22 protein-coding genes are annotated in these 24987 nt (G+C 72.4%); 8 read left to right on the top strand and 14 right to left on the bottom strand.

The window, feature by feature from the left end; all coding sequences use genetic code 11:
• Nucleotides 1-7: 7 nt before the first annotated feature.
• The 10 genes from mpaP to ACZ4NT_RS15125 all read right to left on the bottom strand — a co-directional run bounded on the left by mpaP (nucleotide 8) and on the right by ACZ4NT_RS15125 (nucleotide 9281).
• On the bottom strand, nucleotides 8-1681 hold the full coding sequence (gene mpaP / locus ACZ4NT_RS15170; protein ID WP_121405198.1) for a daptide biosynthesis intramembrane metalloprotease: 1674 nt from the start codon (nucleotides 1679-1681) through the stop codon (nucleotides 8-10).
• Complete coding sequence (locus ACZ4NT_RS15165) at nucleotides 1678-2424, bottom strand: ABC transporter permease (protein ID WP_121405197.1); 747 nt, start codon at nucleotides 2422-2424, stop codon at nucleotides 1678-1680. Before ACZ4NT_RS15165 ends, mpaP begins: the two co-directional genes overlap by 4 nt.
• Nucleotides 2417-3154: an ABC transporter ATP-binding protein gene (locus tag ACZ4NT_RS15160; protein WP_467725619.1), complete on the bottom strand. Its 738-nt coding sequence runs from the start codon at nucleotides 3152-3154 to the stop codon at nucleotides 2417-2419. The genes ACZ4NT_RS15165 and ACZ4NT_RS15160 overlap by 8 nt, the downstream gene beginning before the upstream one ends.
• A gap of 194 nt (nucleotides 3155-3348) precedes the next feature.
• Nucleotides 3349-3519 carry a daptide-type RiPP gene (locus tag ACZ4NT_RS15155; RefSeq protein WP_183116967.1) on the bottom strand — a complete coding sequence of 57 codons (171 nt, stop codon included), beginning with the start codon at nucleotides 3517-3519 and terminating at the stop codon, nucleotides 3349-3351.
• Nucleotides 3520-3581: 62 nt separating this feature from the next.
• A complete protein-coding gene (locus ACZ4NT_RS15150; protein ID WP_183116966.1) occupies nucleotides 3582-3752 on the bottom strand; it encodes a daptide-type RiPP in 171 nt (56 codons plus the stop codon).
• 95 nt (nucleotides 3753-3847) lie between these two features.
• Nucleotides 3848-5071: a daptide-type RiPP biosynthesis dehydogenase gene (gene mpaC, locus ACZ4NT_RS15145; protein WP_467725616.1), complete on the bottom strand. Its 1224-nt coding sequence runs from the start codon at nucleotides 5069-5071 to the stop codon at nucleotides 3848-3850.
• Nucleotides 5068-6354: a daptide-type RiPP biosynthesis aminotransferase gene (gene mpaD / locus ACZ4NT_RS15140; protein WP_467725614.1), complete on the bottom strand. Its 1287-nt coding sequence runs from the start codon at nucleotides 6352-6354 to the stop codon at nucleotides 5068-5070. The genes mpaC and mpaD overlap by 4 nt, the downstream gene beginning before the upstream one ends.
• The gene (gene mpaM, locus ACZ4NT_RS15135) at nucleotides 6351-7184 is read right to left on the bottom strand and encodes a daptide-type RiPP biosynthesis methyltransferase (protein ID WP_467725612.1); all 834 of its coding nucleotides are present in this window, start codon (nucleotides 7182-7184) and stop codon (nucleotides 6351-6353) included. Before mpaM ends, mpaD begins: the two co-directional genes overlap by 4 nt.
• 4 nt (nucleotides 7185-7188) lie before the next feature.
• A complete protein-coding gene (mpaB, locus tag ACZ4NT_RS15130) occupies nucleotides 7189-8277 on the bottom strand; it encodes a daptide biosynthesis RiPP recognition protein (RefSeq protein WP_467725611.1) in 1089 nt (362 codons plus the stop codon).
• A 41-nt stretch (nucleotides 8278-8318) separates the two neighbouring features.
• The gene (locus ACZ4NT_RS15125; protein ID WP_467725609.1) at nucleotides 8319-9281 is read right to left on the bottom strand and encodes an LLM class flavin-dependent oxidoreductase; all 963 of its coding nucleotides are present in this window, start codon (nucleotides 9279-9281) and stop codon (nucleotides 8319-8321) included.
• A gap of 299 nt (nucleotides 9282-9580) precedes the next feature.
• On the opposite strand from ACZ4NT_RS15125, the gene ACZ4NT_RS15120 reads away from it, so the two are divergent.
• From ACZ4NT_RS15120 to ACZ4NT_RS15095, 6 genes are read left to right on the top strand one after another with little or no spacing between them, the layout of a single operon-like run.
• Nucleotides 9581-10630: a glycosyltransferase gene (locus tag ACZ4NT_RS15120; RefSeq protein WP_121405192.1), complete on the top strand. Its 1050-nt coding sequence runs from the start codon at nucleotides 9581-9583 to the stop codon at nucleotides 10628-10630.
• The gene (locus tag ACZ4NT_RS15115) at nucleotides 10627-11952 is read left to right on the top strand and encodes an NDP-hexose 2,3-dehydratase family protein (RefSeq protein ID WP_467725607.1); all 1326 of its coding nucleotides are present in this window, start codon (nucleotides 10627-10629) and stop codon (nucleotides 11950-11952) included. Before ACZ4NT_RS15120 ends, ACZ4NT_RS15115 begins: the two co-directional genes overlap by 4 nt.
• Nucleotides 11907-12956: an NAD-dependent epimerase/dehydratase family protein gene (locus ACZ4NT_RS15110; protein WP_467725605.1), complete on the top strand. Its 1050-nt coding sequence runs from the start codon at nucleotides 11907-11909 to the stop codon at nucleotides 12954-12956. Before ACZ4NT_RS15115 ends, ACZ4NT_RS15110 begins: the two co-directional genes overlap by 46 nt.
• Nucleotides 12953-14065, top strand: a complete 1113-nt coding sequence (locus ACZ4NT_RS15105; RefSeq protein ID WP_467725603.1) for a DegT/DnrJ/EryC1/StrS family aminotransferase — start codon at nucleotides 12953-12955, stop codon at nucleotides 14063-14065. The genes ACZ4NT_RS15110 and ACZ4NT_RS15105 overlap by 4 nt, the downstream gene beginning before the upstream one ends.
• Nucleotides 14062-14649 carry a dTDP-4-dehydrorhamnose 3,5-epimerase family protein gene (locus tag ACZ4NT_RS15100; RefSeq protein ID WP_467725601.1) on the top strand — a complete coding sequence of 196 codons (588 nt, stop codon included), beginning with the start codon at nucleotides 14062-14064 and terminating at the stop codon, nucleotides 14647-14649. The genes ACZ4NT_RS15105 and ACZ4NT_RS15100 overlap by 4 nt, the downstream gene beginning before the upstream one ends.
• The gene (locus ACZ4NT_RS15095; protein WP_121405187.1) at nucleotides 14646-15863 is read left to right on the top strand and encodes a class I SAM-dependent methyltransferase; all 1218 of its coding nucleotides are present in this window, start codon (nucleotides 14646-14648) and stop codon (nucleotides 15861-15863) included. Before ACZ4NT_RS15100 ends, ACZ4NT_RS15095 begins: the two co-directional genes overlap by 4 nt.
• Here the strand turns inward: ACZ4NT_RS15095 and pepN are convergent.
• The 3 genes from pepN to ACZ4NT_RS15080 form a co-directional block, all read right to left on the bottom strand.
• Nucleotides 15836-18343, bottom strand: coding sequence for an aminopeptidase N (pepN, locus tag ACZ4NT_RS15090; protein ID WP_467725599.1), 2508 nt, complete (start codon nucleotides 18341-18343; stop codon nucleotides 15836-15838). The genes ACZ4NT_RS15095 and pepN overlap by 28 nt on opposite strands.
• Before the next feature lie 115 nt (nucleotides 18344-18458).
• Nucleotides 18459-19154 carry a sigma-70 family RNA polymerase sigma factor gene (locus ACZ4NT_RS15085; protein ID WP_467725597.1) on the bottom strand — a complete coding sequence of 232 codons (696 nt, stop codon included), beginning with the start codon at nucleotides 19152-19154 and terminating at the stop codon, nucleotides 18459-18461.
• Nucleotides 19155-19325: 171 nt separating this feature from the next.
• Nucleotides 19326-20081 (bottom strand): hypothetical protein, encoded by a 756-nt coding sequence (locus tag ACZ4NT_RS15080; protein WP_121405184.1) that lies wholly within the window; start codon nucleotides 20079-20081, stop codon nucleotides 19326-19328.
• A 290-nt stretch (nucleotides 20082-20371) separates the two neighbouring features.
• Between ACZ4NT_RS15080 and ACZ4NT_RS15075 the strand changes: the two genes are divergently transcribed.
• Both ACZ4NT_RS15075 and ACZ4NT_RS15070 read left to right on the top strand, forming a co-directional pair.
• On the top strand, nucleotides 20372-20818 hold the full coding sequence (locus tag ACZ4NT_RS15075; RefSeq protein WP_467725594.1) for a thioredoxin domain-containing protein: 447 nt from the start codon (nucleotides 20372-20374) through the stop codon (nucleotides 20816-20818).
• Nucleotides 20819-21040: 222 nt separating this feature from the next.
• Complete coding sequence (locus ACZ4NT_RS15070) at nucleotides 21041-23032, top strand: NAD-binding protein (protein ID WP_467725829.1); 1992 nt, start codon at nucleotides 21041-21043, stop codon at nucleotides 23030-23032.
• A gap of 70 nt (nucleotides 23033-23102) precedes the next feature.
• On the opposite strand, the gene ACZ4NT_RS15065 is transcribed toward ACZ4NT_RS15070, so the two are convergent.
• Nucleotides 23103-24941: a S9 family peptidase gene (locus ACZ4NT_RS15065; RefSeq protein ID WP_467725592.1), complete on the bottom strand. Its 1839-nt coding sequence runs from the start codon at nucleotides 24939-24941 to the stop codon at nucleotides 23103-23105.
• Nucleotides 24942-24987 lie beyond the last annotated feature (46 nt).

Raw genomic sequence — 24987 nt, 5'->3', positions numbered from 1 at the left:
GGCTGGGTCAGCGCGTGGCCGGGGCGATGTACGAGAGGTAGAGCCATTCGCCCAGGGAGCGGCTGCCGACGGCGACGCGGGCCGCTCCGATGCGCTCTGCCGGAGCCGTGCCGGTGACGGACAGCGGGAGCAGCACGGCGGGCACGGGGAGGGAGTCGCCCTCCCGCACCGGCACGAAGGCGGACAGGGGGGCGGCGGCCACCTCGGCCCCTCCTCGACCCACGGTCCCGGACCCCGTCTCGGTACGGGTGACCATGCCGCGCCGGTACAGCGTCACCTCGGCGCCCGCGGTCACCGCGTCCCGGTCGGCGGCATCCGACAGCACGAGCGAGGCCCGGCCGTCCTCGACCACGTAGCCCCCGGTGACCGTGTACGGGACCGTCACCGTCGTCAGCACGACGCCGGTCGTGGCAGCAGCCAGGAAGGCCGCTGCACACACCCGCCACATTCGGGCACCGGCCGCGCGTGCCTCGCGCAGCAGCAGCCGACCGCCCTGGAAGGCCCTGTAGACCAGGTAGACGACGCCGACGAGAACCAGCGTCGCGCCGATGAGCCCCATTCCCTGGAGCATGTCGAGCCAGAGGGCGAACGCCATCCCGACGAGATAGAGCGGGAAGAGCATGGAGGCGAGGCCGAAGGGCACCGACCACCACAGGCCGGGCAGCTCACGTGTGTACCTGCCGCCGAGCAGGGCCCTCGCCAGGAAGCGGCGCGCGTCCGTCATCGTCCGGTCCCTGAGGTGCGAGACGTCCAGATGGGTCATCAGCGCGATGTAGCCGTCGAGTTTGACGAACGGCAGCAGATTGAGGAGGCCGGTCGCGTAGGTGGAGACGGCGAGGACCAGCATGCCGTCACGCAGCCCCGCGTTTCCGGAAGCCGCACCGACCGCGAACGACGCGAGCGACACCGAGCCGGCGATGACCATCTGCGTCACGATGCCGGCGAGCGCCACCTGAACGCGCTGCCTGCGGTGGGGCAGCCGCCAGCCGTCGGAGACATCGCAGAAGAAGGCGGGCGTCAGGTAGAAGAGCATCACGCCCATCCGGCTGGGGCGCCCGCCGTGGTGGGTGAGGACCGCGCCATGGCCCATCTCGTGCAGCGCGGTCGCGACGACCGAGGCGCACGCGACACCGAGGAGCACCCCCAGCGGGAGCGGCGATCCCAGTGCCCGCCGGAGTTGCGGAGCCTGTGCCGCCAGGGTCAGCACACCCCCCAGGGCCAGCACGGCCGCGAACACCGCGCCGAACCGATTGGCCACGAGCCGCAGGAGCGGCGCGAGTCGGGCGAGCATCCGTTCCGGCTTCACCACGGTGAACTGGAACGTCAACGGCGGCACGAACTTGAACCAGGTGCTGCTGCGCTGCTGCCGCTGCCCGTCATCGAGCAGCCGCATCCTCCTGAGACTGCCGACGGCGCGCTCGACCGCGGTCTCCGTCCACGGCGGCCCCAACGTCCGCACCAGGTCGGGGTGGTCACGCTCCCCGTCCAGCGCGCGCAGCAGCCGGACCATGTCGGCCCCGACTCGGATGTACTGCTGGGAGCCGCGCTGCACGACCCAGGGGGCGTCGTCCGCGATCGGTTCGTGGAGCTGCACGTCGGTGGCCAGCCGCGGCCGGGCCAGCAGGGCGCTCTCGCGCTCGGGCGTCAGCGTCGCACCGGAGCCCGCCCGGCCGCGCCTCATATGACATCCCGGGTGAGGAACAGCCGGCGGGCGGCATATCCGGCCACGGCCAGCCAGGCGCCGATGACGGCCAGGGCGACAGGTACCGAGAGCAGTTCGGGCTTGCCGTCCCGGTAGACCGAACTCATGGCGATCGTCAGGGTGAACCGGCCCACGGAGGGCAGCAGCCGCAGCAGCGCCTCGTCCACGAAGAGCGTCAGACCGAGCAGGGTCGCCACCGCGGCGGCCTGGTTGCGGATGATGGAGCCGAGCAGCACGCCCCAGGGCGCGCCCAGCACGGTGACCACGAAGACCCCCACCAGAGTCAGCGTCGTCTCATGGGTCCAGGCCGGTTCGAGGTTCGTCCCCGAGGACAGGAACACGACGGGAGACGCGGCGGCCAGGCCCGTGGCCAGCAGGGCGAACAGCACGCCCATGCCGGTGCCCACGAGCAGCTTCGCGCTCAGCAGCCGGCCCCGTCCTCCGCTGAGGAGCACCGATCTGCCGATGGCCCCGGAGTGATACTCCTTGGAGACGAACACCGCGCCGTACAGGGCGGAGAAGAGCAGCAGCATGAACCAGGAGCGCACCACCTGGTCGGTGACGGCCTCGATGGTCGTACGGCCCTGGGTGATGTCCTCCTCGGCCTGTGCGACGAATCCCGTGCTCGCCAGGAACCCCAGGAACACTCCGATGAGGGCCAGCGACCACCAGGCCCGTCCGGTGAACGCCTTCGACCATTCGGCCGCGATGAGGTTACGCATGGGCGACTTCTCCGGTTCCGGTCGTCTCGGTGAGTTCGAAGAAGCGGTCCTCGAGGCGGTGCCGCCCGTCCGAGGTGAGCACGCCGAGGGGTCCGCAGTAGCGCAGGGTCTGCTGCAGGATCACCACGTCGTCCACCGTCTGCTCCACCTCGGCGAGCAGATGGCTGGACAGCAGAATGGTGCGGCCCTCGTCGGCGAGGGACCGCAGGAAGGTGCGCAGCCATCGGATCCCGTCCGGGTCGAGGCCGTTGGCGGGTTCGTCCAGCACCAGCAGCTCGGGGTCGGCGAGGAGGGCGGACGCGAGGGCGTGGCGCTGCTTCATGCCGGTCGAGAAGCCCTTGAGCTGTTTGTCGGCACGGTCGTCGAGGCCGACACGCTCCAGCACCTCGTCGACGCGCCGACCCGGCAGACCGAGCATCCGGGCCCAGATCCTGAGGTCGCGGCGGCCCGAGACCCCCGGCATCGCACCGATGCCGTCCATGCTGACGCCGATCCTGTGGGCGGCGTCGGGCAGTTCGGCGTACGGCCTGCCGAAGACGGTCGCCCCGCCGGAGGTCGGCGCCGTGAGGCCCAGCAGCATCCGCAGGGATGTGGTCTTCCCGGCACCGTTGCGGCCGAGCAGGCCGACGATGCGCCCGGGCGTGACGTCGAAGGTGACGTCCCCGACGGCCGTGAACGCACCGAAGCGCTTGGTCAGGCCCTGGAAACTGGCTACGGCGGCACTGCTCATGGGGTCTCCGTGCGGGTGTTCACAGCGATCCGGCACACACAGGCGGTCAGACTGTGATTTCTTGACATGGCAATTCCTTCTCAGTCATCCCGGTGACATCGATGGCCGGGAACCGGGCCCCGAGCCCCGGAAGGAAATGAGACTTCCTTCCGGGGCCGGGGTTCACCTGTGCGCTGATCTCCGCCGAACGGGGATCAGGTGACGGCGACAGCGGTGGCGACACCGCCGTAGATGGCGCTGGCGGCGACCGAGACGGTCACACCGTCCTTGAAGTTGGACCAGAAGCCCGGGGCCTCCATGGCCTCCAGCTCCTGCATGCCCAGCTCCAGCGCGTCATTGGCGTCCTTCTCGAAGAAGTCCTGCATTGTTCAACACCTCCTCTGCTTCAACTCGTCGGGGACAGCGACCTGTCGACCGCATCCGGTGATCAGGTGGCGATGACGGTCGCGACGATGCTGTACGTGACGGCACCGCCGACACCCGCGCCGCTGACGTAGCCGGTCACGGACCAGAAGCCCGGGGCCTCCATGGCCTCCAGCTCCTGCATGCCCAGCTCCAGCGCCTCGGTGATGTCCTTCTCGGCAGAGTGGTTCTGCATTGTTGTTCCCCCCCTCGTGCATCTCGGATTGCTTTGTTCATCCGCAGTCACCGGGCAATGCGCCAGTGGCTGCGGAAGCTTGGTGGATCCGGTGGTCAGGCCCCGACCGGCGTCGCATCCGCCACCGCTCGGCCCAGCAGGCCCTCGATGTCGGCGGTGTTCAGCCCGTCGAGCATCGGCAGCCCCGCACCCCATGCCCGTACGCTGCGCCGGGCGACGGCGGTGAGTTGGTCCGGTTCCGCGGTGATCCGCCGTTCGACCCCCCAGGAGTCGATCAGCGCGGCGATGCCCGCCGCGGGGTCCTCGGGCAGCAACTGCGCACGCCCCGCGGAGGCCGGGTCCAGAGCGGCCGCCCGTAGCCGCTGCCACAGCGCGTCCAGCCTGCGAGCCGAGCCGAGCCGCGTGTCACCCGCCGCGATGGCGCCCCACAGAGGTGGCAGCAGTGCGGCGACCGCCGTCATCTTGCGCAGGCCGAGACCGGTCGACAGTTCGTTGGCGAGATACCAGCCCTTGCCCGCGTACGGCGACCGGCTCAGAACCACCCAGCCGGCGTGACTCAGGCCGCTGATCTTGGCGATCTCCGTCCGCAGTCCGCCGTCGGCCGCCCCGCCCACCGCACGGCGGGCCCTCAGTTCGTCACCGAGCCGTACCGCGCGTTCGGCCAGCGCCTGAGCCAGTGCGTCCTCGGTCGGCAGATCGTGATGGTCGCCGACGTACAGACCGCAGACCCTGAACAGGACCTCCAGCAGTCCCTCCGCGACGAGCTCCGCGGGCAGCGTCGCGGTCGCCTCCGGGTCGATCACCGCGGCGTCCGGCCGGAGGGCACTGCCCATGATCAGCCGCTTGCCCTGCGGGTACTCCAGGCAGGCGACCGCGCTCAGTTCGGACCCGGTGCCCAGCGTCGTGGGCACGGCGGCCAGCAGGGGTCCGGGGACCTTCGCGGGCGGCAGCAGGATCAGTCCGCTGCGCTGCGGCACCGTGAGCCGGGCGAGGGCGCCGGGACCGGTCCGCAGCACGACGGCCAGCTTGGCCTGGTCGAGCAGCGAGCCCCCGCCGACCGCAACCACGAGGTCCGTTCCGTCCAGCCGCCGGGACAGCTCGGTGATGTCGTGCAGCCGGCCGGTGCCGGTGATCACGATCGTCCGCACGGTCCGGCCACCGCGCTCGATCTGCTCCCGGGCCGAGGCGGCGATCGGGGCGTCGGCGACACCGCTGTCCAGCAGCAGAGCGACGGACCGTTCCGGCCGGGAGCCGAGCCATGCGGTGAGGCCGCCGTCGCCGTACATCATCACCGTGGGGCAGTGCCAGCCGAGGCTCATGCGGCGGCCTCCGCGCGCGCGGAGTTCGCCACGTACTTCGCGATTCCGGCGCGCACGCACTCCAGCAGCTCGGCCAGCTCCTCGTCGGTGTAGGTCAGTGCGGGAAAGAGCTGAATGCCGTTCACCCCCGGATGCACGACGGCGCCGGCCTCGCGGACCGCGGTGACCAGAGCGGGCACCTCGGTCTGCGGCAGCGGGGACCCGTCCGGCGCGGTCAGGCGGATGGAACGGAAGCAGCCCGTTCCGGTGGACCCGGCCACCCGGGGATGGCCGGCGGTCAGCCGAGCCAGCGCCGAGTCCAGCCGAGCGGCCAGCCGCTGCCCCCGGGCGACCGCGTTCAGCCGCCCCATCTCCTCGATGGTGGCGAGGATCGTGGCGCAGGTGACGGGGGTGCCCGCCTGCGTCTCCCCGTGGGAGAGCAGTGCGCCGGCGTCCGTGAAGGCGTCGGCCACCGCATGGGAGGTGACGACGGCTGCCGCGGCACTGGTGCCGTTGGTGAGGCCCTTCGACGTGACCAGCAGGTCCGGCTGCTCGGGCCACCCCTGTGAGGCGAAGAACCTGCCGGTCCGTCCGAAGCCGGTGGCCACCTCGTCGGCGACGAGCAGGAAGCCGTGCTCCTCGCGCAGCCGCAGGAGTTCGGCGATGTACTCCTCGGTGAGCGGGACGGCGCCGGAGCCGAGCACCGGCTCGACGACGACGGCGGCGACCTGCGCACCCTGGCGGGCCAGCAGAGCCCCGATCTCGGCGGGCTCGTTGGGCGTGACGTGCCGGACCAGCCGCTGGTCGACTCCGTACAGCTGCTGTCCCAGGTTGTCGCCCGTCAGTGCGAAGCCGCCGAAGGTCAGTCCGTGGTAACTGCCGCGCAGCCCCACCACTGTCCGGCGCCGCTCCTGGCCGCGCAGGGCGTGGTAGTGGCGGGCGACCTTCATCACGAGGTCGTTGGCGGCGCCCCCGGAGGTGGAGAAGAGCACCCGCTGGTAGTGGCCGGCGCCGCAGACGCCGATCAGGGCCTCCGCCGCGCGGCGGGCGTAGACGTTCTCGTAGCGGAAGACGCTCAGGTAGGAAGCGTCACGCAAGGCCTCTGCCGCCGCCTCGGCGATGGCCCGGTTCCCGTAGCCGATATTGGTGTTCCACAGCCCACTGGTACCGCAGAGCAGCTCCCGGCCGTCGGCGAAGCGGATCCGCACACCCTGCGCCGACACGGCGCACAATCCGTCGTCGCCCTGCTGTCCGGGGGCGAGCAGCGAGGGCCACAGGGCCGCCCCGGGGTTCGTGCCGGTCACGCCGTCACCCCCACTTCGAGCAGGACGTCGCGGTAGCGCCAGGCTCCGGGCAGCGGATGCCGGTTCAGGACCGTCAGGCCCGACCGCCGGAGTTCGGCCTCCAGCCGTTCGGCGGGCAGGACACCGACCGTGGTGGTGCAGACCGTGACAGGCCCCTCGGCGCCTGCATCGGCGGGGAAGATGGTGACGGTGCGGCTGTCGGCCCCGGACGGCCAGTAGTCGTGCATCCGGTACGTGCGCCCGCTGACACCGACCGCCTCGATCACGGCTTCCGGTTCTTCCTCCGCTTCCGCGGCGCTGCCGTGCCCGCTCGTCACGATGTCCACCGTCGAGAGCAGGAACCGGCCGCCCGCCGCCAGGTGTTCACGCACCGCCGCGTACAGGCCCGCCCGGCCTTCGGCGTCGAGAAGCGAGATGGAGGTGGTGCCCAGCACGATCACCTCGAACCGGCGGCCGAGCGCGAAGGAGCTCATGTCGGCCCGCACCGTGAGGCAGCGCTCCCGCAGCCGTGCCGGCGCCTGTGCCAGCCGCTCGTCGAGCAACTCCAGCATGCCGTCCGAGAGTTCCAGGGCGGTCACCGACCGGCCGAGCGCGAGCAGGGGGAGCGTCAGCCGGCCCGACCCGGCGGCGAGTTCGAGGACGTCACCCGGGATCCGGCGGAGCAGACCGACCAGTTCCCGGACCTCGTGCGTGTCCCGTACGGAGACGTCGTGGTAGACCGGTGAGCCGATCTCGTCGTACACGTCGTGCAGTTCGGCCCGCTCGCCGAGTGCGGCCAGCAGTCGGCCGGCCCGGCCCGGAACGTTCAGAGGTGTCAGTGCGACGGCCACGGTCTCACTTCCCCTCGGCGAGGAAGCGGGACGAACGGAGCGCGACGCCGGCGTCGGCGAAGAAGGCTTCCACCCGGCCGAGCCGGTCCCGGTCGGCGTCTGCGGCGCCGATCGAGCCGTGCACCAGCAGCGTCTCGACGAGGCCGCCCGCCTCCAGGCCGACCTGGAAGGTCCGTGCGGTGCCGGGGCTGTGCACATACGCCGCCTCGTCCGTCCACAGCAGCAGCGGAAGTCCGCTGTCGTCGGCGTCCGCGGCGTCGTCCGGGCCGGGCGAGGAAGGTACGAGGCGGTCCCCGAAGCCGGAGACACGTATTCCGTCCAATCCCCGGGCCCGCAGCTCCCGGACGGCCACGACGGCCGCCAAGTAGCGTCCGAGCCAGGTACGTTCGGAGAGCGCGGCGCAGCGCACGTCCTCCGGCACGATCGCACCGAGGGCCACCGGGCAGGGATGCGCGCTCCCCGCGTTGAGGCGGTTCCAGGCGGCGTCCACGGAGGCGAAGGGGTCGCCCAGCGCACCGAGGGGGCTGCCCCCGGGTGCGGTCGACAGTTCGCCTTCGGGCCCGACGTACAGCCGGGTCCCGGTGCCGTCCCCGGCCGGTCCGGCGCCCAGTGCGGAGACATCCGCGAGCTGGACCGCGGGGTCGGTGACGAAGGCCGCGAAGTCGCCCTTGTCGCGGGCCTTGTCGGCGTCGGCGAGGAAGGCTTCGAAGTCCGACTTCTCCGTGACGCGGATCAGAGTCGCACCGATCACGGACATGTAGGCGGAGGTCGCGTAGTCCTGGGACTGCAGGAAGAAGGAGTCGTCGAGGGACAGGTCCCCGCCGGGCTCGCTCAACGAGCCCTCGTAGCCCACGACGAGGGGGCCGCCGGTGCGCCGCTCCTCTGGAGCGGTGCCCGGGCAGAAGACCACCGTGTGCGGGCCGACCAGGTCGGAGCCGAGCAGGGATGCCAGGTGACCGGGGTGCTCCAGGACCACCGTCGCGGCGGCGTCGCACCGCTCCCCCGGCCGCCCTCCGGGACGACCGGGCAGCGCCCGGCCCACGCCCCAGGACATCAAGTGCCGCTTGGCCACGGACATGCGGGTACCGTCCATGTTCCCCACCCCCTTTTGCCTCGAGTCGATGTGTGTGTGCGTCATGAAGCGACCGCCGCGAGAATGCGTTTCAGATCGTCCATGGCAACCTTCGGGCCGTACACGTTGAACACCCCGGTCAGATTCAGGATGATCTCGTCCACTCCGGCACTTCGGTACTCCGCGAGTTGTTCCGCGACGCGGTCGATGTCGCCGTGCACGAAGGCACCGCCCTCGAGCATTCGTTTTGCCGCGGCGGGAAGGTCCTCGCCCGCGATGTCGATTCCGGCCTTTTTCAGCATGTCGATGTAGTGCGGGGCCTGCATGTGGCGGGAATTGCTGGCGATCACCATGTCGGCCGGATCCCGGTCGGCCCGTTCCAGCGCCACGGGAACGATGGCCGTGAGCCGGGGTGTCGCCCTACCCGCCTTTGCGGCGCCCTCTTTCATGGCAGGCAGCACCGTGTCCCTGAGGTAGGCGGGCGGTGTCAGCCAGGTGATGGCGACATCGGCCACCTCGCCGGCCAGCCGCGCCATGCCCGGCCGCAGCACGCCCAGCCCGAGATCGATGTCCGGCGCCACCGCCGGGCCCATCGTGGCGTGGCAGGAGAAGTACTCTCCGTCGACGTCCACCGTCCCGCCCTCGAGGAGTCCCCGGACGATCGTCAGGTACTCACGGGAAGCCGTCAGCGGGCTGGCGTACGGCGTGGCCATGAGGCCCTGCTGGAACGACCGGCCGCCGGGACCGAAGCCCGCGACCACCGACTCGCCCGTGGTGAGGGCCAAGGACCGTGCCTGGTGCGCCGCTTCATAGGGGTGCCGCAGCGGCATCAGCGTGACACCGAGGCCGGTCGGCACCCGGAAGCCGGCACCGGCCGCGGCGGCGAACCCCTGGAAGGGCTCGACCAGCATCGCCTGGCCCTGCCACAACCGGTGCGCGCCGGTCCACTCGACCAGGGCGGCGTACGGCAGCAGCTGTTCCGGCCTGCGCGGCAGGAACGGCATGAGTACCGAATACGCGGTCATGTGTCACTCCGACATCAAACTCGCCCGTTGAGCAGGCGCATTGAATTCCCCCGACAATGTCACGGCGGTTCGGAGAACGAGAACTCGCTGAGTTTCTCGTCGCCTCGGCCGGACAACACAAAGGTATTCGCTCTGCGTCTCCGGCGCCCCCGCCGGAAGGACAGTCTGTTCCCCGTCCCGGGACGGGGAACAGCCGAACTCCGGCTCTCGGACGCGCCCTTCGGCCCATTCCACCTTGAACACCGGGAGGCTGGTCGCCCATACTCCGACGCACCGGACCTTGGAAAGGCCACATCAGCATGCCGCCACGCATCAGCGTCATATGTCCCACATACAACCGCAGCAAAGCCATTCTGCCCACGCTCGAATCCGTACGGGCACAGACGATGCGCGACTGGGAAATGCTGGTGGTGTCCGACGCGAGTGACGACGACACGGATGCGGTGGTCTCTTCCGTCACCGCGCTGGACCGGCGCATCCGGCTGCTGCGGACCCGTCGTTTCGGGTCACAGGGCGGGCCGACGAACATCGCGCTCGGTGAGGCGTCGGGGGAGTTCATCGCCTACATCGACCACGACGACCACTGGGAACCGGATCATCTGCTCCGCCTGTGGGAGGCCTTCGACGACGGGGCCCGTTTCGTGGCCACCCGTACCCGCAAGGCGACCGCGTCGGGCACCGTGACGAGTACGGCGCACCCCCTCTCCCTGTGCTGGCACCCGGAGATCCAGCTGATGAGTCCCCTGTTCGAGAACTCCTGCGCCGGGCATGTCGCCGGACTCGCCGAACAGGTGGGCGGCTGGCGGGAGTCACCGGTCGGCCTGGAGGACTGGGACCTCTGGCTGCGGTTCGCCGACGCCGGCGAGCGGTGCACGACGCTCCTGGACCGCACGGTCACCCTGCTGGACGACCCCGGCACCAGGACCCACAGCCTGCCGCGCGCGTTCACGCACGAGATAGCCCGCTTCGACGACGCCCTGTCCGCGCGCGCGGCCTTCCGGGCACTGGCCGACTCCCGGAACCAGGAGCGGGAGCTGCTCGCCTCCAAGGCGGACTTGATTGCCTGGTACGGAGCGCTGGCCGACCAGGGCCGGCTGGTCCTGCCACGCGGCTGGCGGGGTGGGACAGGGGCCCTGGAGGCCGCGGTGGACTCGCAGCTGAGTGTGAACGGCACGGTGTGGAAGGGCCTGGCCATCGTCGACCGCGGCACGCATGTCTCGCTGTGTGTTCCGCTGTCGACGATGACCGCGGAGCACGCGGACCGCTACACCCGCTACTTCCGGACCACCATGCACCATCAGATGGCCTTCCTCGAGGACGTACTGCCCGACGGGAGCGTGCAGCGGTGACGCCCGGCGTGGCGACCGACCGGGCGGAACTCCTGCGGTGGATCGACGAGGCCGGGGACCGTCTCCACACCCGGACCGAGCAGGTTCCGCTGACCGACCTGGCCGACTGGGACACCGACCCCGCGGCCGGCGCGATCCGGCACCGCAGCGGCCGCTTCTTCTCCATCGAGGGACTGGATGTGCGGCGGCCGGGTCACGCGGTGCCCCAGTGGCAGCAGCCGATCATCCATCAGCCGGAGACCGGGATGCTGGGTCTCCTCGTCCGGCGGATCGACGGTGTGCCGCACTGCCTGGTGCAGCTCAAACCAGAACCGGGCAACTGGGGCGGACTCCAGATCTCACCGACCGTCCAGGCAACCCGCAGCAACTACACGGGGGTGCACCGGGGCGCCGGGGTTCCCTACCTCGACCACTTCCTGGACGCCGCCGCGCGGCACCGGGTCGTCACCGACGTACGGCAGTCCGAACACGGCTCGTGGTTCCTGCGCAAACGCAACCGGAACATGATCGTGGAGGTTGCCCAGGACGTGGCAGCGCTACCCGGCTTCCGCTGGCTGACCTTCGCCGAACTGCGCCGGCTCCTGGCTGTGGACGACCTGGTGAACATGGACACCCGCTCCGTGCTGGCCTGTGTGCCGCGGGCTGCCTCGGGCGGAACCTCCCTGCACACGACGCAGGACCTCCTCGGCTGGATCGCCCGGACCCGGGCCCGCTCCGCCATCACGGTCGAGCGGCGGCCGCTCCACCGGCTCTCCGGCTGGCGGCGCGACGCCGAGCGGATGGCTCACGAGTCCGGCAGATTCTTCGACGTCATCGGCGTCCGGGTGGAGGCCGTGGGCCGTGAGGTCGGCCGCTGGAGCCAGCCGATGATCGCCCCGCACGGAACCGGAATCGTGGCGTTCCTGACGACGCGGATCCATGGCACACCACATGTGCTCGTGCAGGTGCGTGCGGAGCCGGGTTGTGCGGACGGAGCCGAGCTGGCGCCGACCGTGCAGTGCACCCCCGCCAACTACGACCTGCTGCCCGCGACCGCCATGCCGGCGTTCCTCGACAAGGTGCTGCACGCCGATCCGGCGTCGATCAGATTCGACACGACCCTCTCCGACGAAGGGGGCCGCTTCCATCACTCCCGCAGCCGCCATCTCGTCGTCGAACTGGACGAGCGGGCCGAGCGGCCGGAACACCCCGGCTACCGGTGGCTGACCCTCGACCAACTGCACGAACTGCTGCACCGCGGCCGCTACGTGAACATGCAGACACGCAGCCTGCTCGCTTGTCTGCAGAGCCTGGCGCCTTCGACGGGCACCGGCTCATGGTGAGCCGCCCGCTGATCACCGTCCTCGGCGCATCCGGTTTCATCGGCTCCGCCGTCGCCGCCGCACTCGCCCGGCGCCCCGTCCGGCTCCGGCTCGTGGCGCGCCGCCCGGCCCGATGTGTCGTTCCGGGTGACCCCGGCCGAGTCGTGGCGGAGGTGGAGAGCCGCATCGCCGACCTCAGCAGGACCGGTGTCCTCTCGGAGCTGGTGGCCGACTCGGACGCTGTGATCCACCTCGTCGCGCACCTCGGCGGCGCGAGCACCTGGCGGACGGCCGAGGGGGACCCTGCGGCCGAGCGGCTCAACACCGGCCTTGTCCAGGAACTCGTCGACGTCCTGCGCACGGCACGGGACGAGGGCGCACCGCCGGCGACCGTTGTGTTCGCGAGCACTGTGACCGGCCATCAGGCCGCACGACCCGCCGGCGAGGACGCCCGTTCCACGACCCCGTACGAGCGCCAGAAGCTGGCCGCCGAGCGGATGCTCGCCGACGCCACGGCGGCGGGTGTGCTGCGGGGCGTCACGCTGCGGCTGTCCACCGTGTTCGGGCCCGCCGCGGCGCCTACGGCCGTGGACCGCGGCGTCGTGTCCGCCATGGTCGGGCGAGCGCTGGCGAACGAGCCGATCACCATGTGGCACGACGGCACGGTGCGGCGCGACCTGCTCTATGTCCGGGACGCGGCCGAGGCGTTCACAGCGGCCCTCGACCACGCCCCCGCGCTCGCCGGACGCCACTGGCTGGTCGGGAGCGGCCGCAGCATCCCCCTCGGAGAGGTCTTTCGCCGCGTCGCGGCAGCCGTGGCGGGCCACACCGGCCTGCCGCCCGTCCCGGTGGAACGGGTCGAGCCCCCCGCGTTCGCATCGACCGCCGATTTCCACGACGTCTTCTCGGACTGCACACCGTTCCGCTCGGTGACGGGATGGGCCCCGCGGGTCTCTCTCCACACCGCTCTCGCCCACACCGTCACCGCCCTGGCCGGCCCCCATGGAAAGGACCGCCCTCTATGACCACCTTCGTCTGGGACTACCTACGCGAGTACGAGGCCGAACGGGCGGACATCCTCGACGCGGTCGAGACGGTGTTCGGCTCGGGGCAGCTCGTGCTCGGCAAGAGCGTGGACGGCTTCGAGACGGAGTTCGCCGCCCATCACTCGGTCCGGCACTGCGTCGGTCTGGACAACGGCACCAATGCGGTCAAGCTGGCCCTCCAGGCTCTGGGAATCGGTCCCGGCGACGAGGTGATCACGGTCTCCAACACGGCCGCGCCCACGGTGGTCGCGATCGACGCGGTCGGCGCCACGCCGGTGTTCGTCGACGTGCGCGAGGACGACTTCCTCATGGACGTCGACCAGGTCGCCGAGGCGATCACCAGCCGGACGCGCTGCCTGCTGCCGGTCCATCTCTACGGCCAGTGCGCCGACATGGACGCCCTCGGAGCACTCGCCGACGTGCACGGGCTCGCCCTGATCGAAGACTGCGCACAGGCGCACGGTGCCCGTCGGCACGGCCGCCTGGCCGGCACCTTCGGCGACGCCGCGGCCTTCTCCTTCTATCCGACGAAGGTGCTCGGGGCCTACGGCGACGGCGGCGCCGTGCTCACGCCCGACGACCAGGTGGCCCGCCGTCTGCGCCGACTGCGGTACTACGGCATGGAGGAGCGGTACTACGTCGTCGAGACGCCCGGCCACAACAGCCGGCTCGACGAGCTCCAGGCCGAGATCCTGCGCCGCAAACTCGGCCGGCTCGACTCCTACGTCGAGAGCCGCCGTGCCATCGCCCGGCGCTACGACGAGGCCCTCGGCGACACCGCACTGGCCCTCCCCCGCGTCGCGCCGGGCAATGACCACGTGTACTACGTCTACGTGGTGCGCCACCCCCGCCGAGACGCCGTGATCGAGGCGCTGAAGTCCCGGGGCATCTCGCTGAACATCAGTTATCCGTGGCCGGTGCACACCATGTCGGGCTTCGCACACCTCGGATACGGACGCGGGGCACTCCCGGTCACGGAAGCCCTTGCCGGCGAGATCTTCTCGCTGCCGATGTATCCCTCGCTGCAGTCCGAGACGCAGGACACGGTGATCGACGCCCTGCGCGACGTACTGGCGGATCTGTCGTGAGGGCCCGCGCGCTCGCCGTCCCGGGGGCCGTGGAGTTCACTCCCTCCCCCTACCCCGACGACCGGGGCCTGTTCGTGTCCACCTTCGAGGAGAAGGTCTACGCGGAAACCCTCGGCGGGCCTCTTTTCCCGGTCCGACAAGCCAGTCACAGCGTCTCCCGCCGAGGAGTCGTCCGCGGCGTGCACTACACCGCCGTGTCACCGGGCACCGAGAAATACGTCCACTGCCCCCGCGGCGCCGCCCTGGACATCGTCGTGGACCTGCGAGTGGGTTCTCCGGCATTCGGTACCTGGGACTCCGTGCTGCTGGACGCGCGGGACTTCCGCGCCGTCCACCTCCCCGCCGGAGTGGGACACGCCTTCGTGGCCCTCGAGGACGACACCGTCATGTCCTATCTGATGTCGGCCGGCTATGTCGCGGAGCACGAACTCGCCGTGTCCGTACTCGATCCGGAGCTGGGTCTGCCCATCCCCGATCACCTTGCTCCCGTCCTCTCGGAACGGGACCGGTTGGCGATGACCCTCGCGGAAGCCGCCGAGCAGGGCCTGCTTCCTCGCTACGCACCCCCTCAGGAGACCCGATGACCAACTGCCGTGTCTGCGCCGGACCTCTGACCGAGTTCCTCGACCTGGGGGCCCAACCAAATTCCGACGCGTTCCCGAGGCCCGGCGAGATCGACGGTGAGTTCTTCTTCAGACTCGCGGTCGGCCGGTGCGGATCCTGCACGATGGTGCAGCTGATGGAGGAGGTCCCGCGGGAGCGGATGTTCCACCGGGACTACCCGTACCGCTCGTCGGGCTCCTCGGTGATGCGCCGGCACTTCGAGGACACCGCACGGCAGCTGCTCGCCACCGAGGCAGCAGGGGCGGATCCGTTCGTCGTCGAGATCGGCTGCAACGACGGCGTCATGCTGGCGACCGTCGGCCGGGCAGGGGTGCGCCATCTCGGTGTCGATCCGTCCGAAGGCGTCGCCGACACGGCACGCAGCAAGGGTGTCCGGGTGCGTACCGCGTTCTTCGAGGAGGCCACGGCGCTCGACATCGCCTCCACCGAGGGCCGGGCGGACGTCGTCTACGCGGCCAACACCCTCTGCCACATCCCGTATCTGGAATCGATCTTCCGGGGTCTGGACGCCCTGCTGAAGCCGGACGGGACCTTCGTCTTCGAAGACCCGTACCTGGGCGCGATCATCGAGCGCACGGCGTTCGACCAGATATACGACGAGCACTTCTACTTCTTCACGGCCCGCTCGGTGCAGGAACTGGCCCGCCGGCACGGCTTCGAGCTGGTGAACGTCCTGCGCCTGCCGGTGCACGGCGGTGAGGTCCGCTACACCCTCGCGCGGCGTGGCACCCGCGTACCGACGGCGGCGGTAGCCGACCTGCTCGCAGAGGAGGCCGCCGCGGGTCTGGCCGAGCCGGAGACGCTCGAGCGCTTCGCCGTCGCCGTCCGCCGCACCCGCGACGACCTGGTGGGTCTGCTTCAAGGGCTCCGCGCGGACGAGCGGCGGGTGGTCGCGTACGGCGCCACGGCCAAGAGTGCCACCGTCGCCAACTACTGCGGCATCGGCCCCGACCTGGTCTCCTCCGTCTACGACAGCACACCCGCCAAACAGGGCCGGCTGACCCCCGGTTCACACATCCCGGTCCGGCCCTCGGAGGCTTTCGGCGAGCATCTCCCGGACTACGCACTGCTCTTCGCGTGGAATCACGCGGAGGAGATCATGGCCAAGGAGGAGGCGTTCCGTGCCCGGGGCGGCAGGTGGATCCTCTACACCCCGGAGGTCCGCGTGCTCTGAGCGGGCCCGGTGCGGGAGCGCAGCATGCGGTGGACGGTGTCCGTCCGGTCCAGGAGGGTGGTGCGGACCACCGGGGGCGCGTCCTCCGCCGCGGTCCTGGCCGCGTCGAGGAAGGTCTCGTCGACGGCGTACACCGGGAACAGGCGGTGGGTGAAGACCATCGCCGGGGTCATGCCGCCGCGGGCGAAGCCGGGGACCAGCTCCAGGTAGCGGCGGGTGTAGGGGGCCAGGATGCCGTCCTGGCCGGGGCGCCAGAACGCCGCCGCGACCTGGCCGACGGCGGCGAGGGGGACCGCGCGGTCCACGGCCAGCCGCTGCCAGACCTCCGCCTTCGCCGCCGGGTCCGGGCTCGCCGCCCGGACCGTCAGGGCCCGGATCCAGGCATCGGGGTCGGAGTCGCGGTCCAGGAGGTGGGACAGCGCCGCGTCCAGGCCGTCGCCCTTGCCGAAGTCCTCGCTCCCATCGGCCAGTTCCGCCTGGCGGACGAGCAGGCGCCACTGCAGGTCCACGTCCTCCCCGGCCTGCGCCCGCAGCCAGTCCAGGTCCTCGGGGGTCGCCGCGGTGCGGGCCAGTCCGCGCAGGGCGACCCGGCGGCGGCCCGGCTGCCCGGCCAGGTCCCGGCAGGTGGCGGCCACCAGGGCGGTGAGCTCGGGACGGTCCGGGTCCGGGGCCCACAGTTCCGCGATGTCCGCCGCGAGCGCGAGACAGGGTTCGACCACCCCGTCCGAGGTCTCGGCCGCCAGCGCGGCCGTGACGCAGCGGCCCGCCTCGGCGGCGGTGACCTCGCCGGTGACCAGCATGTCCCACACCGCCGCCGTCGCGACACCCCGGGAGATCGGGGTGGGCAGCTCGCCCGCCGACGACAGCAGCGCGGCACGCGTGGCCGGGTCGGGGCGCGTCGTGGCGAAGGTGAGGTCGTCGTCGTTGAGGAGGACCAGGTCGGAGTCCGCGCCCGGAGGCAGGTCGAGGGGGGTGCGCTCGCCGGACACCTCCACCTGCACCTGCGCCCGGCGCCGCAGACGGCCGTCCCGGCGGGTGTACACGCCCACCGCCAGCACATGGGGACGGGGCCGGCCGGCCGGACCGTTCGCCACGAGCACGCACGTGTCGCCGTCCCGCTCCAGCGTGAGGCGGTCGGTGCCGGCCGTCTCCAGCCAGTCCTTCCGCCAGCCGTCGAGGTCGCGGCCGCTCGCCTCGGACAGCGCCCGGATGAGGTCCTGGAGCGTGGTCGTGCCCCAGGCGTGCCGGGCGAAGTACGCCGTCATGCCGGTGACGAAGGCGGCCTCGCCCACGTACGCCATGAGCTGCCGCAGGACGGAGGCGCCCTTGGGATACGTGATCGCGTCGAAGATCGACGCCGCCTGCGCCACGTCGTGGATGGGCTGGTGGATCGGGTGGGAGGTCGGCCCCTGGTCGGCGAGGTACGCCCGCAGCTTGCCGACCGCCAGATGTCCCGCCCAGGCGTCGGCGTACGACGTCGCGCGCTCGGCGGCCCAGTTGCAGGCGAACTCCGCGAACGCCTCGTTCAGCCAGAGGTCGTCCCACCAGCGCATGGTGACGATGTTGCCGAACCACATGTGCGCCAGCTCGTGCAGCAGGACCTTGGCGAGCAGCTCGCGCTCGGCCGGTGTGGGCTCGGCGCGGCGCAGGAAGTCGTCGGACCAGGTGACACAGCCGTAGTTCTCCATCGCGCCGCCGTATTCGGGCACGAAGACCTGGTCGTACTTCCGCTGCGGGAACGGCATCCCGAACGCCTCGGCGTAGAAGGCCAGTCCCTGCGCGGTGAGGGTGAAGATCTCGTCGGCGTCGCGGTCGAGGACCGGGGCCAGCGAGCGGCGGGCGTACAGGCCGAGGTCGTGGCCGCCCGCGTCGCGGCGGATCTCGTGGAAGGGGCCGGCGTTGACGACCGTGTTGTACGACGAGAGCGGCGGGGTGTCCGGGAAGGTCCAGCGGCGTACGGCGCCGGACTCCTCGACGCGCGGGTCCCCCGAGTTGCTCGTGACCGTCCAGGCGTGCGGCGCGGTCACCGTGAACGCGTGCGGGGCCTTGAGGTCGGGCTGGTCGAAGCACGCCCAGACGAAGCGGGCCTCGTCCGGTTCGAAGCTCATCCACACGTAGACCTCGCCGTCCGCGGGGTCGACGGCCCGGTGCACGCCCTCACCCGTGGCGGTGTCCGACTGGACGCTCTCCACGCGGAGGACGTTGTGCGCGGCCAGGTCCGGCAGGGGGATCCGTCCGTCGTCGGAGGGCGGCAGGGCAACGCCGTTCAGCGTGGCGCTCCGCACCTGCGCGGCGCAGTCCACGAACGTCCGCGCTCCGGGTTCGCGGCACGTGAACGTCACCGTGGACACGCACCGCACGTCCGGTCCCTCCGGCAGGGCGGTGAGGTCCACCTCCACGTCGTACCGCTCGACCGCGAGCAGCGCGCTCCGGCCCTCGGCCTCGGCCCGGCTCAGGCTCCGGGTGTTCGTCGGCGCCATGCGTCCTCCTCGGTACGGGTGCGAGCACCTGCGGGCAGAGTGCGGGGTGGGTCCTCGTCCGCAGCGTAGACGGCCGCCGCCCGTGGTGCGGGGCGGCGGCCGTCGGCGTACGCGATCAGGCCACGGCGGCGACCGGTTCACGAACGGCCGGCCTCAACACGGCCGGCTCACCGTCGCGTTCGTGGTCCTCCGCGTCCCGCAGGAGCGCGGCCAGGGCGATGCGGGCGCGCGCCACGCGTGAACGGACCGTTCCGATCGGGCAGTCGGTCATCAGAGCCGCCTCCGCGTAGGGCACACCCAGGAGTTGGGTGAGGACGAATGCCTCGCGCCGCCGGGCGGGCAGGGTGGCCAGCAGCTCCGCGAGGGCGATGCCGTCGTCGAATCCCGGGAGTCCGCGCGGCTGGGCGCGTTCCACGGCGTACTGCCAGTCGTCGGTGTCCGACAGCCGGGGCCGGGCCGCGGCGTGCCGCACGCTGTCGACCACCGCCCGGCGGGCGATCGACAGCAGCCAGGCACGGGCCGAGCAACGGCCCTCGAAACGGTGCAGGCTGCCCAGCGCCCGCAGGAAGGTGTCCTGTGCCAGGTCGTCGGCGGCCTGGGGGTCGGCGCTGAGATGGCCGACGTAGCGGCGGACGTCGCGTTGCAGGGCACGGACGAACTGCTCGACGGCTCGGGGGTCACCGGCCCCGGCGGCCAGCGCCCAGGCCGTTATCGACTGGTCGGTGGGCTCGTCGGACCGCTCGTCGGCCGGTCCGGTCTGCGGCGGGTGCGTCGGTTCGCCGTGCGGTGTGGGCAGGGCAGGAGTGATCACCTGGTGTCCTTCGCGGGTGTTCCGGGGTCCGGGCCCGCGCGCGTTCGGGCGGCGGGCCCGGTCAAGGGAGTCCGGCCGTACGGCGGTCTCGTCGAGGCGGTGTCCGTACGTGCCGTGGCCCGGGCCGGGCGGACGCTCCGCGCGTCGCGGCGGCCTCGGGGAACCGGCTGTTCAGATGACAGCGGTGCCCATGGGCGGACCCCGGGAGGTGAGCGCGTGAACGAGGATCGACTGCCGCGGGACGCGCACCTCGTGGCCGCGGCGGGGCAGCCGCGGCCGGTGCGGGGGCGCGGGCACCCGGAGCGGCACCCGCAGCGGTGCGACGAGGCGGGCCGCGACGGCCCGCAGGATGCGGAACGCGGCACGTTCGCCGTACGCGAGCCACAGGCCGCACACCAGGGCGGCGAGCAGGTGGGCGGCGAGCATGCCGAGCGGGGACATGCCGACGGACATGCCGAGCGGGGAACCACCGGCGGAGGCCGCCTCCCCCATGCCCGCCATGCCGTGCTCCATGGGCCCCATGGACGTCATGGACTCCATGGACGTCATCGAGCCCATGTCGTGGGCCGCGCCCGGCAAGTGGGAGCCGCCCGTCGCCGGCGCTGATCCGCACAGCAGGTACCGCAGCCAGCGGTCCGCGAGGGACGCCCCGTCCGGCGGTGCGGGGTGGGCCGCCGCCTGCGCGAGCGAGTACGAGGAGTGGAGTGCCGCCTGTGCCAGGACCGCGACCGGCACCACCGTGCGAAGTCCGCGTTCCCGCCCGGCCAGGCACCACGCCGAGGCGCCGGTCGCCACGGCGCCCGCCGCCGGCACCCACCAGGGCACGGACGCGCCCGACATGAGCACGTGGCCGAGGGTGGCGAGCAGCACGCAGACGGCCGCGAACACCGCGGCCCGAACCGTGCGAGAACACCACCCAGCAGTCATGGCGGCCTCATCCTCGCATCCGGACCCCCCACGTCGCGGACGTCCGACGCGTCGGATGTGAGTACGGACGTCCTGCCACGTCCGCTCAACGCGGCTTTCGGACCAGGCCTCTTGAGATCCGCACGGCATTTCGGCCACTCCGGCGCCGCGCACGTGGCCCGGCGGCTCGCTCGCCGTGGTGATCTCGTACGGTGACGTCGGCGGCACGGCACCCGCGCACCCCGGTGGCCGCACCGGGGGGCCGAGTCTCGTGGCGTCGCTCGTCGTTCCCCCGCGAAAGGTCGTCCCCGGTGACAGTCAACGCCCCGCGCCGGCAGATACGTTCGGTGGCCGTCGGAGCCGCCGGGGCTCGGCCCTGCACCCTGGTCGTGTGCCGGGGGTGCTGCTGCGGCGACCCGCGCAAGTACCCCGGGATCGACCACGAGTGGCAGGTGGAGCGGCTCCGGGCGGGCGCCGAGGCGTCGGGCGGACGGTTCGCCGTGCGGACGACGGACTGTCTCGGACCGTGCGATCAGGCCAACGTCGTCGTCGTGCAGCCCTCCGCGGCCGGACGTCAGCGGGGCGGCCGGGCGACCTGGGTCGGCTTCGCCATGGGCGACGACTGCACCGAGGAGCTGATCGGCTGGGCCACGGCCGGGGGACCGGGCATCGCCGCGCCGCCCGCGGCGCTGGAGCTGCAGTTCGTCCGGCCACCGGGCGAGACGCGGGCCCGCACCCGTGGACGGTCCCGCCGCTAGGCGGTCCGCCGCCGTACTTCCCCGGGGGGGGTTCCGCGCACCGTCCCCACGGCACCCCCGCACCCCGGCGTGCCGCCCGGGGGCTCCACAACGCCCGCTGTGCCGTGTGCACTTGACCGGTCGGCGGCCGGCCGGTGTGGAACCGGTGGGGCGCGTGCGGCAGTCTTCCTCCTCGTGGGGAGCCTTCCGAGCCAGAGCGAGTCGCCCGAGTCCGCCGCGCCCATGGTGGTGTGCGGCGACGACGGCCTCGCGCACCGGCTGGCCGCCGAACTGCGGGTCGTCTACGGCGAGCAGGTGACCCTCGTCGTGCCGCCCGCCGCCCGGCGCGTGCAGCCGCCCGTGGTGGGCCGGACCCGGGCGCCGGGCCTGTTCGACCGGGTGTCCGCCGCCGTCACCAGGGCCGCGGGCAACGGCGACGCGGGAGCCGCCCGCGCCACGCCCCACCGGGACGCGTCCGCCGCCCATGCGGCGGGGTCCAGGGACACCGGGGCCCGTACCGCGGAACCCACCGGTGCCGAGCGGGTGCTGGAGGCCGCCGAGGCCACCGAGGCCGTGCTCGCCGAGGCCGGCGTGGAGCGGGCCGCCGCCCTGGCGCTCGTGTACGACGACGACGAGACGAACATTAGGGCCGCGCTCACCGCCCGCCGGCTCAACCCGCGCCTGCGGCTGGTGCTGCGGCTCTACAACCGGCGGCTGGGCCAGCACATCGAGGCGCTCCTCGACCAGGCCTCGGCGCTGGCAGCGGCGGGCGCCGAGGGAAGTCCCGAGGGCTTCGACGGCTTCGACGCGTCCACCACCGTCCTCTCCGACGCGGACACGGCCGCACCCGCGCTGGCCGCGACGGCCGTGGCCGGCACCAGCAAGGTCGTCCAGACGGACGGGCTGCTGCTGCGGGCCGCCGAACGCCCGCCCCCGGAACCCGGCCAGGTCGCCGACCCCGGCCTGTGCACGCTCGCGCTGCTGTCCGCGACCGCCAGCGATCCGGCCGGCGCCGACGGCTCCGAGAGCAGCGGCGACCAGGGCCCCCGGCTCCTGCCCGACGAGGCAGCGGTGACCGCGGCGACCGGACGCGGCACCGTCGTGCTGGAGACGGTGTCGTACTCCGGTCCCTCGCTGCCCTCCGGGCGCAGTGTCGTCCCGTTCGCCTCCCTGCTGTCGCGCCGGCTGCGCTGGTCCTTCGCCGGGCTGGTCGCCTGCGTGGTCGCGCTGGCGGTGGCGTCGACGGCGGTCACCGGCGAGGAGCCGCTGCACGCCACCTATCTGACCCTGCTCGACCTGTTCGCGATCAACGATCCGGCCATCGGGAAACCGCTCGGCCGCCAGCTGCTGCAGCTCCTCTCCGGCCTCGTCGGGCTGCTGCTCCTGCCGGTGCTGCTCGCCGCGGTGCTGGAGGCGCTCGGCACGTTCCGCAGCGGGTCCGCGGTGCGCCGGCCGCCCCGGGGGCTGTCCGGGCACGTGGTCCTGCTCGGGCTCGGCAAGATCGGCACGCGGGTGCTGACGCGGCTGCGGGAGCTGCACATTCCCGTCGTGTGCGTCGAGTCCGACCCGGAGGCCCGGGGCCTCGCGACGGCACGGCGGCTGCGGGTGCCCGTGGTGCTGGGCGACGTCACGCAGGAAGGCGTCCTGGAGGCCGCGAAGATCCATCGGGCGCACGCGCTGCTGGCGCTGAGCAGCGTGGACACCACGAACCTGGAAGCGGCCCTCTACGCCCGGTCGCTCCGCCCCGACCTGCGCGTCGTGCTGCGCCTGTACGACGACGACTTCGCGACCGCCGTGTACCGCACCCTGCGGGCCGCGCACCCGGGGGCGCTGACCCGCAGCCGCAGCGTCTCGCATCTCGCGGCGCCCGCGTTCGCCGGGGCGATGATGGGGCGGCAGATCCTCGGGGCGATCCCGGTCGAGCGGCGGGTGCTGCTCTTCGCCGCCCTGAGCGTGGGCGGGCATCCGCAGCTGGCGGGGCGGACGGTGGGCGAGGCGTTCCGGCCCGGCGCGTGGCGGGTGCTCGCCCTGGACACGGCGGCGCCCGGCGAACGCCAGGCCGGCCTGGCGGCGCCGCCGGACGGCTCCCCCGGCGGTGAGCGCCCCTCCGGGCTCGTCTGGGACCTGCCGTCCACGTATGTCCTGCGACCCGAGGACCGGGTGGTGCTGGCGGCCACCCGGCGCGGGCTGGCGGAACTGCTGGGCCGCCGGCCCCGGGAGCGGGCGGAAGCCTGACCGGCCCCACCCGCTCCCTCGGCCCTGCCCCTCCGGCCACACTCCCCCGCCGGCAGGCGCCCGCCGGCATCTACCCCCGTGCGCTCCCCAGATGGCGCTCCGCGAAGTCCAGTTCCAGCCTCACCTGCTTGATGCGTTCGTCCACGACGAGCGATCCGTGGCCCGCGTCGTAGCGGTAGACCTCGTGGACGGCGTCGCGGGCGGCGAGCCGTGCGACGTAGTTGTCGATCTGGCGGATGGGGCAGCGCGGGTCGTTGACCCCGGCGGAGATGTAGACCGGGGCCTTGACCGCGTCGACGTACGTCAGCGGCGAGGAGGCCTCGAAGCGCTCGGGGACCTCCTCGGGGGTGCCGCCGAGCAGCGTGCGGTCCATGGCCTTCAGCGCCTCCATCTCGTCGTGGTACGCCGTCACGTAGTCGGCGACCGGGACGGCGGCGATGCCGAGGGTCCACGCGTCCGGCTGTGTGCCGAGGCCCAGCAGCGTGAGGTAGCCGCCCCAGGAACCGCCGGTGAGGACGAGCCGGGAGGGGTCCGCGAGGCCGGACGACACCGCCCAGGAGCGGACGGCCTCGATGTCCTCCAGCTCGATCAGGCCGACCCGGTGCTTGAGCGCGTCCGTCCACTCACGGCCGTACCCCGTGGAGCCGCGGTAGTTGACCCGGACCACCGCGTACCCGTGGTCCACCCAGGCGGCGGGGCCCGCGGCGAAGGAGTCGCTGTCGTGCCAGGTCGGACCGCCGTGGATGTCGAAGACGGTGGGCAGGGGCCCGGACGCCCCGGCCGGCTTCTGCACCAGGGCGTGGATGCGCCCGCCGGGGCCGTCCACCCAGACGTCCTCCACCGGCACCGAACCCGGGGACTTCATGCCCGGCGGGTCCAGGACCACGGCGCCCGTGGTGGAGCGGACCGCGGACGGCTCGGCGGCCGACGACCACAGGTACTCCACCGTGCCGTCCGGGCGGGCGGTGGCGCCCGAGACCGTGCCGGCCGGCGTGGGCACCGGGGCCAGCTCGCGGGTCGCCAGGTCGTACCTCCACAGCTCGCTGCGCGCCTCGAAGCTGTGCGAGACGAGGAGCGCGGAGCCGTCGGGATACCACTCCGCGCCGACGTCACCCGGCAGATCCAGCGCCAGGTCCGTCTCCTCGCCGGTGGTGACGTCCCACACCAGCGGCTCCCAGCGCCCGCGCCGCTGGTGCCCGATGAGCAGCCGGGTGTCCCCGTCGACCGGGGCGAAGCCGAGCACCTCCAGGCCGAGCTCGACGGTGCCGCCCTTGGTGTCGTCCAGCTCGGCGACCGGGGAGCCGTCGGGCCGCAGCACCCGCAGCGCCGAGTGCATCGCGTCGCCGTGCTCGGTGTGCTCGACGGCGATCAGCGAGCCGTCGTGCGAGAAGTCGCCGACCCCGGCGGACTCGCGGTGCCGATAGATCTCCACGGGGGCCTCGCCGGTCCTGGCGACGTGGATCGTCGAGCCGTCCTCGTCCGTCGAGCGGCCCACGACCGCCGTACGCCCGTCCCTGCCGACGGCCAGGCCCGACGGGTACGACGGCTCCAGGCCCGGGACCGCGGCCTCGTCGGGGCCGCCGCCGAAGGGCTGGCGGCGCCACACCCCGAACTCGTCGCCGTCCTTGTCGTCGAACCACCAGATCCACTCGCCGTCCGGCGAGAGCACTCCGTCCGTCGTGCCGTTCGGCCGGTGGGTGACCTGGCGCTGCTCGCCCGTGTCGCGGTCCCATGCGTACAGCTCGTACGTCCCGGTCGCGTTCGAGACGAACAGCGCGCGGTGCGGGGCGTCCTCCGCCCAGTCCGGCAGGGACACCCGCGGCGCCCGGAAGCGCTTCTCCCAGTCGGGCACGCCCACGCCGGCCGGCCCGGACCCGTGCTCCTGCGTGGTCCCGTTGCTCTCAGTCATGGCCCCATAGTGCCTGGCCCGCACGACAACGCGCCGCCGAGCCCCT

Source organism: Streptomyces sp. NPDC026417, assembly GCF_055567695.1.
This window is presented reverse-complemented; position numbering and strand designations above follow the sequence as displayed.

Coding starts and splice junctions, on each gene's coding strand:
- ACZ4NT_RS15160 (WP_467725619.1), bottom strand. CDS start 3,154: ATGAGCAGTGCCGCCGTAGCCAGTTTCCAGGGCCTGACCAAGCGCTTC.
- mpaB (WP_467725611.1), bottom strand. CDS start 8,277: ATGGACGGTACCCGCATGTCCGTGGCCAAGCGGCACTTGATGTCCTGG.
- ACZ4NT_RS15165 (WP_121405197.1), bottom strand. CDS start 2,424: ATGCGTAACCTCATCGCGGCCGAATGGTCGAAGGCGTTCACCGGACGG.
- ACZ4NT_RS15105 (WP_467725603.1), top strand. CDS start 12,953: ATGACCACCTTCGTCTGGGACTACCTACGCGAGTACGAGGCCGAACGG.
- pepN (WP_467725599.1), bottom strand. CDS start 18,343: ATGGCGCCGACGAACACCCGGAGCCTGAGCCGGGCCGAGGCCGAGGGC.
- ACZ4NT_RS15095 (WP_121405187.1), top strand. CDS start 14,646: ATGACCAACTGCCGTGTCTGCGCCGGACCTCTGACCGAGTTCCTCGAC.
- ACZ4NT_RS15080 (WP_121405184.1), bottom strand. CDS start 20,081: ATGACTGCTGGGTGGTGTTCTCGCACGGTTCGGGCCGCGGTGTTCGCG.
- ACZ4NT_RS15120 (WP_121405192.1), top strand. CDS start 9,581: ATGCCGCCACGCATCAGCGTCATATGTCCCACATACAACCGCAGCAAA.
- mpaC (WP_467725616.1), bottom strand. CDS start 5,071: ATGAGCCTCGGCTGGCACTGCCCCACGGTGATGATGTACGGCGACGGC.
- ACZ4NT_RS15125 (WP_467725609.1), bottom strand. CDS start 9,281: ATGACCGCGTATTCGGTACTCATGCCGTTCCTGCCGCGCAGGCCGGAA.
- ACZ4NT_RS15150 (WP_183116966.1), bottom strand. CDS start 3,752: ATGCAGAACCACTCTGCCGAGAAGGACATCACCGAGGCGCTGGAGCTG.
- mpaP (WP_121405198.1), bottom strand. CDS start 1,681: ATGAGGCGCGGCCGGGCGGGCTCCGGTGCGACGCTGACGCCCGAGCGC.
- ACZ4NT_RS15070 (WP_467725829.1), top strand. CDS start 21,041: ATGGTGGTGTGCGGCGACGACGGCCTCGCGCACCGGCTGGCCGCCGAA.
- ACZ4NT_RS15155 (WP_183116967.1), bottom strand. CDS start 3,519: ATGCAGGACTTCTTCGAGAAGGACGCCAATGACGCGCTGGAGCTGGGC.
- ACZ4NT_RS15065 (WP_467725592.1), bottom strand. CDS start 24,941: ATGACTGAGAGCAACGGGACCACGCAGGAGCACGGGTCCGGGCCGGCC.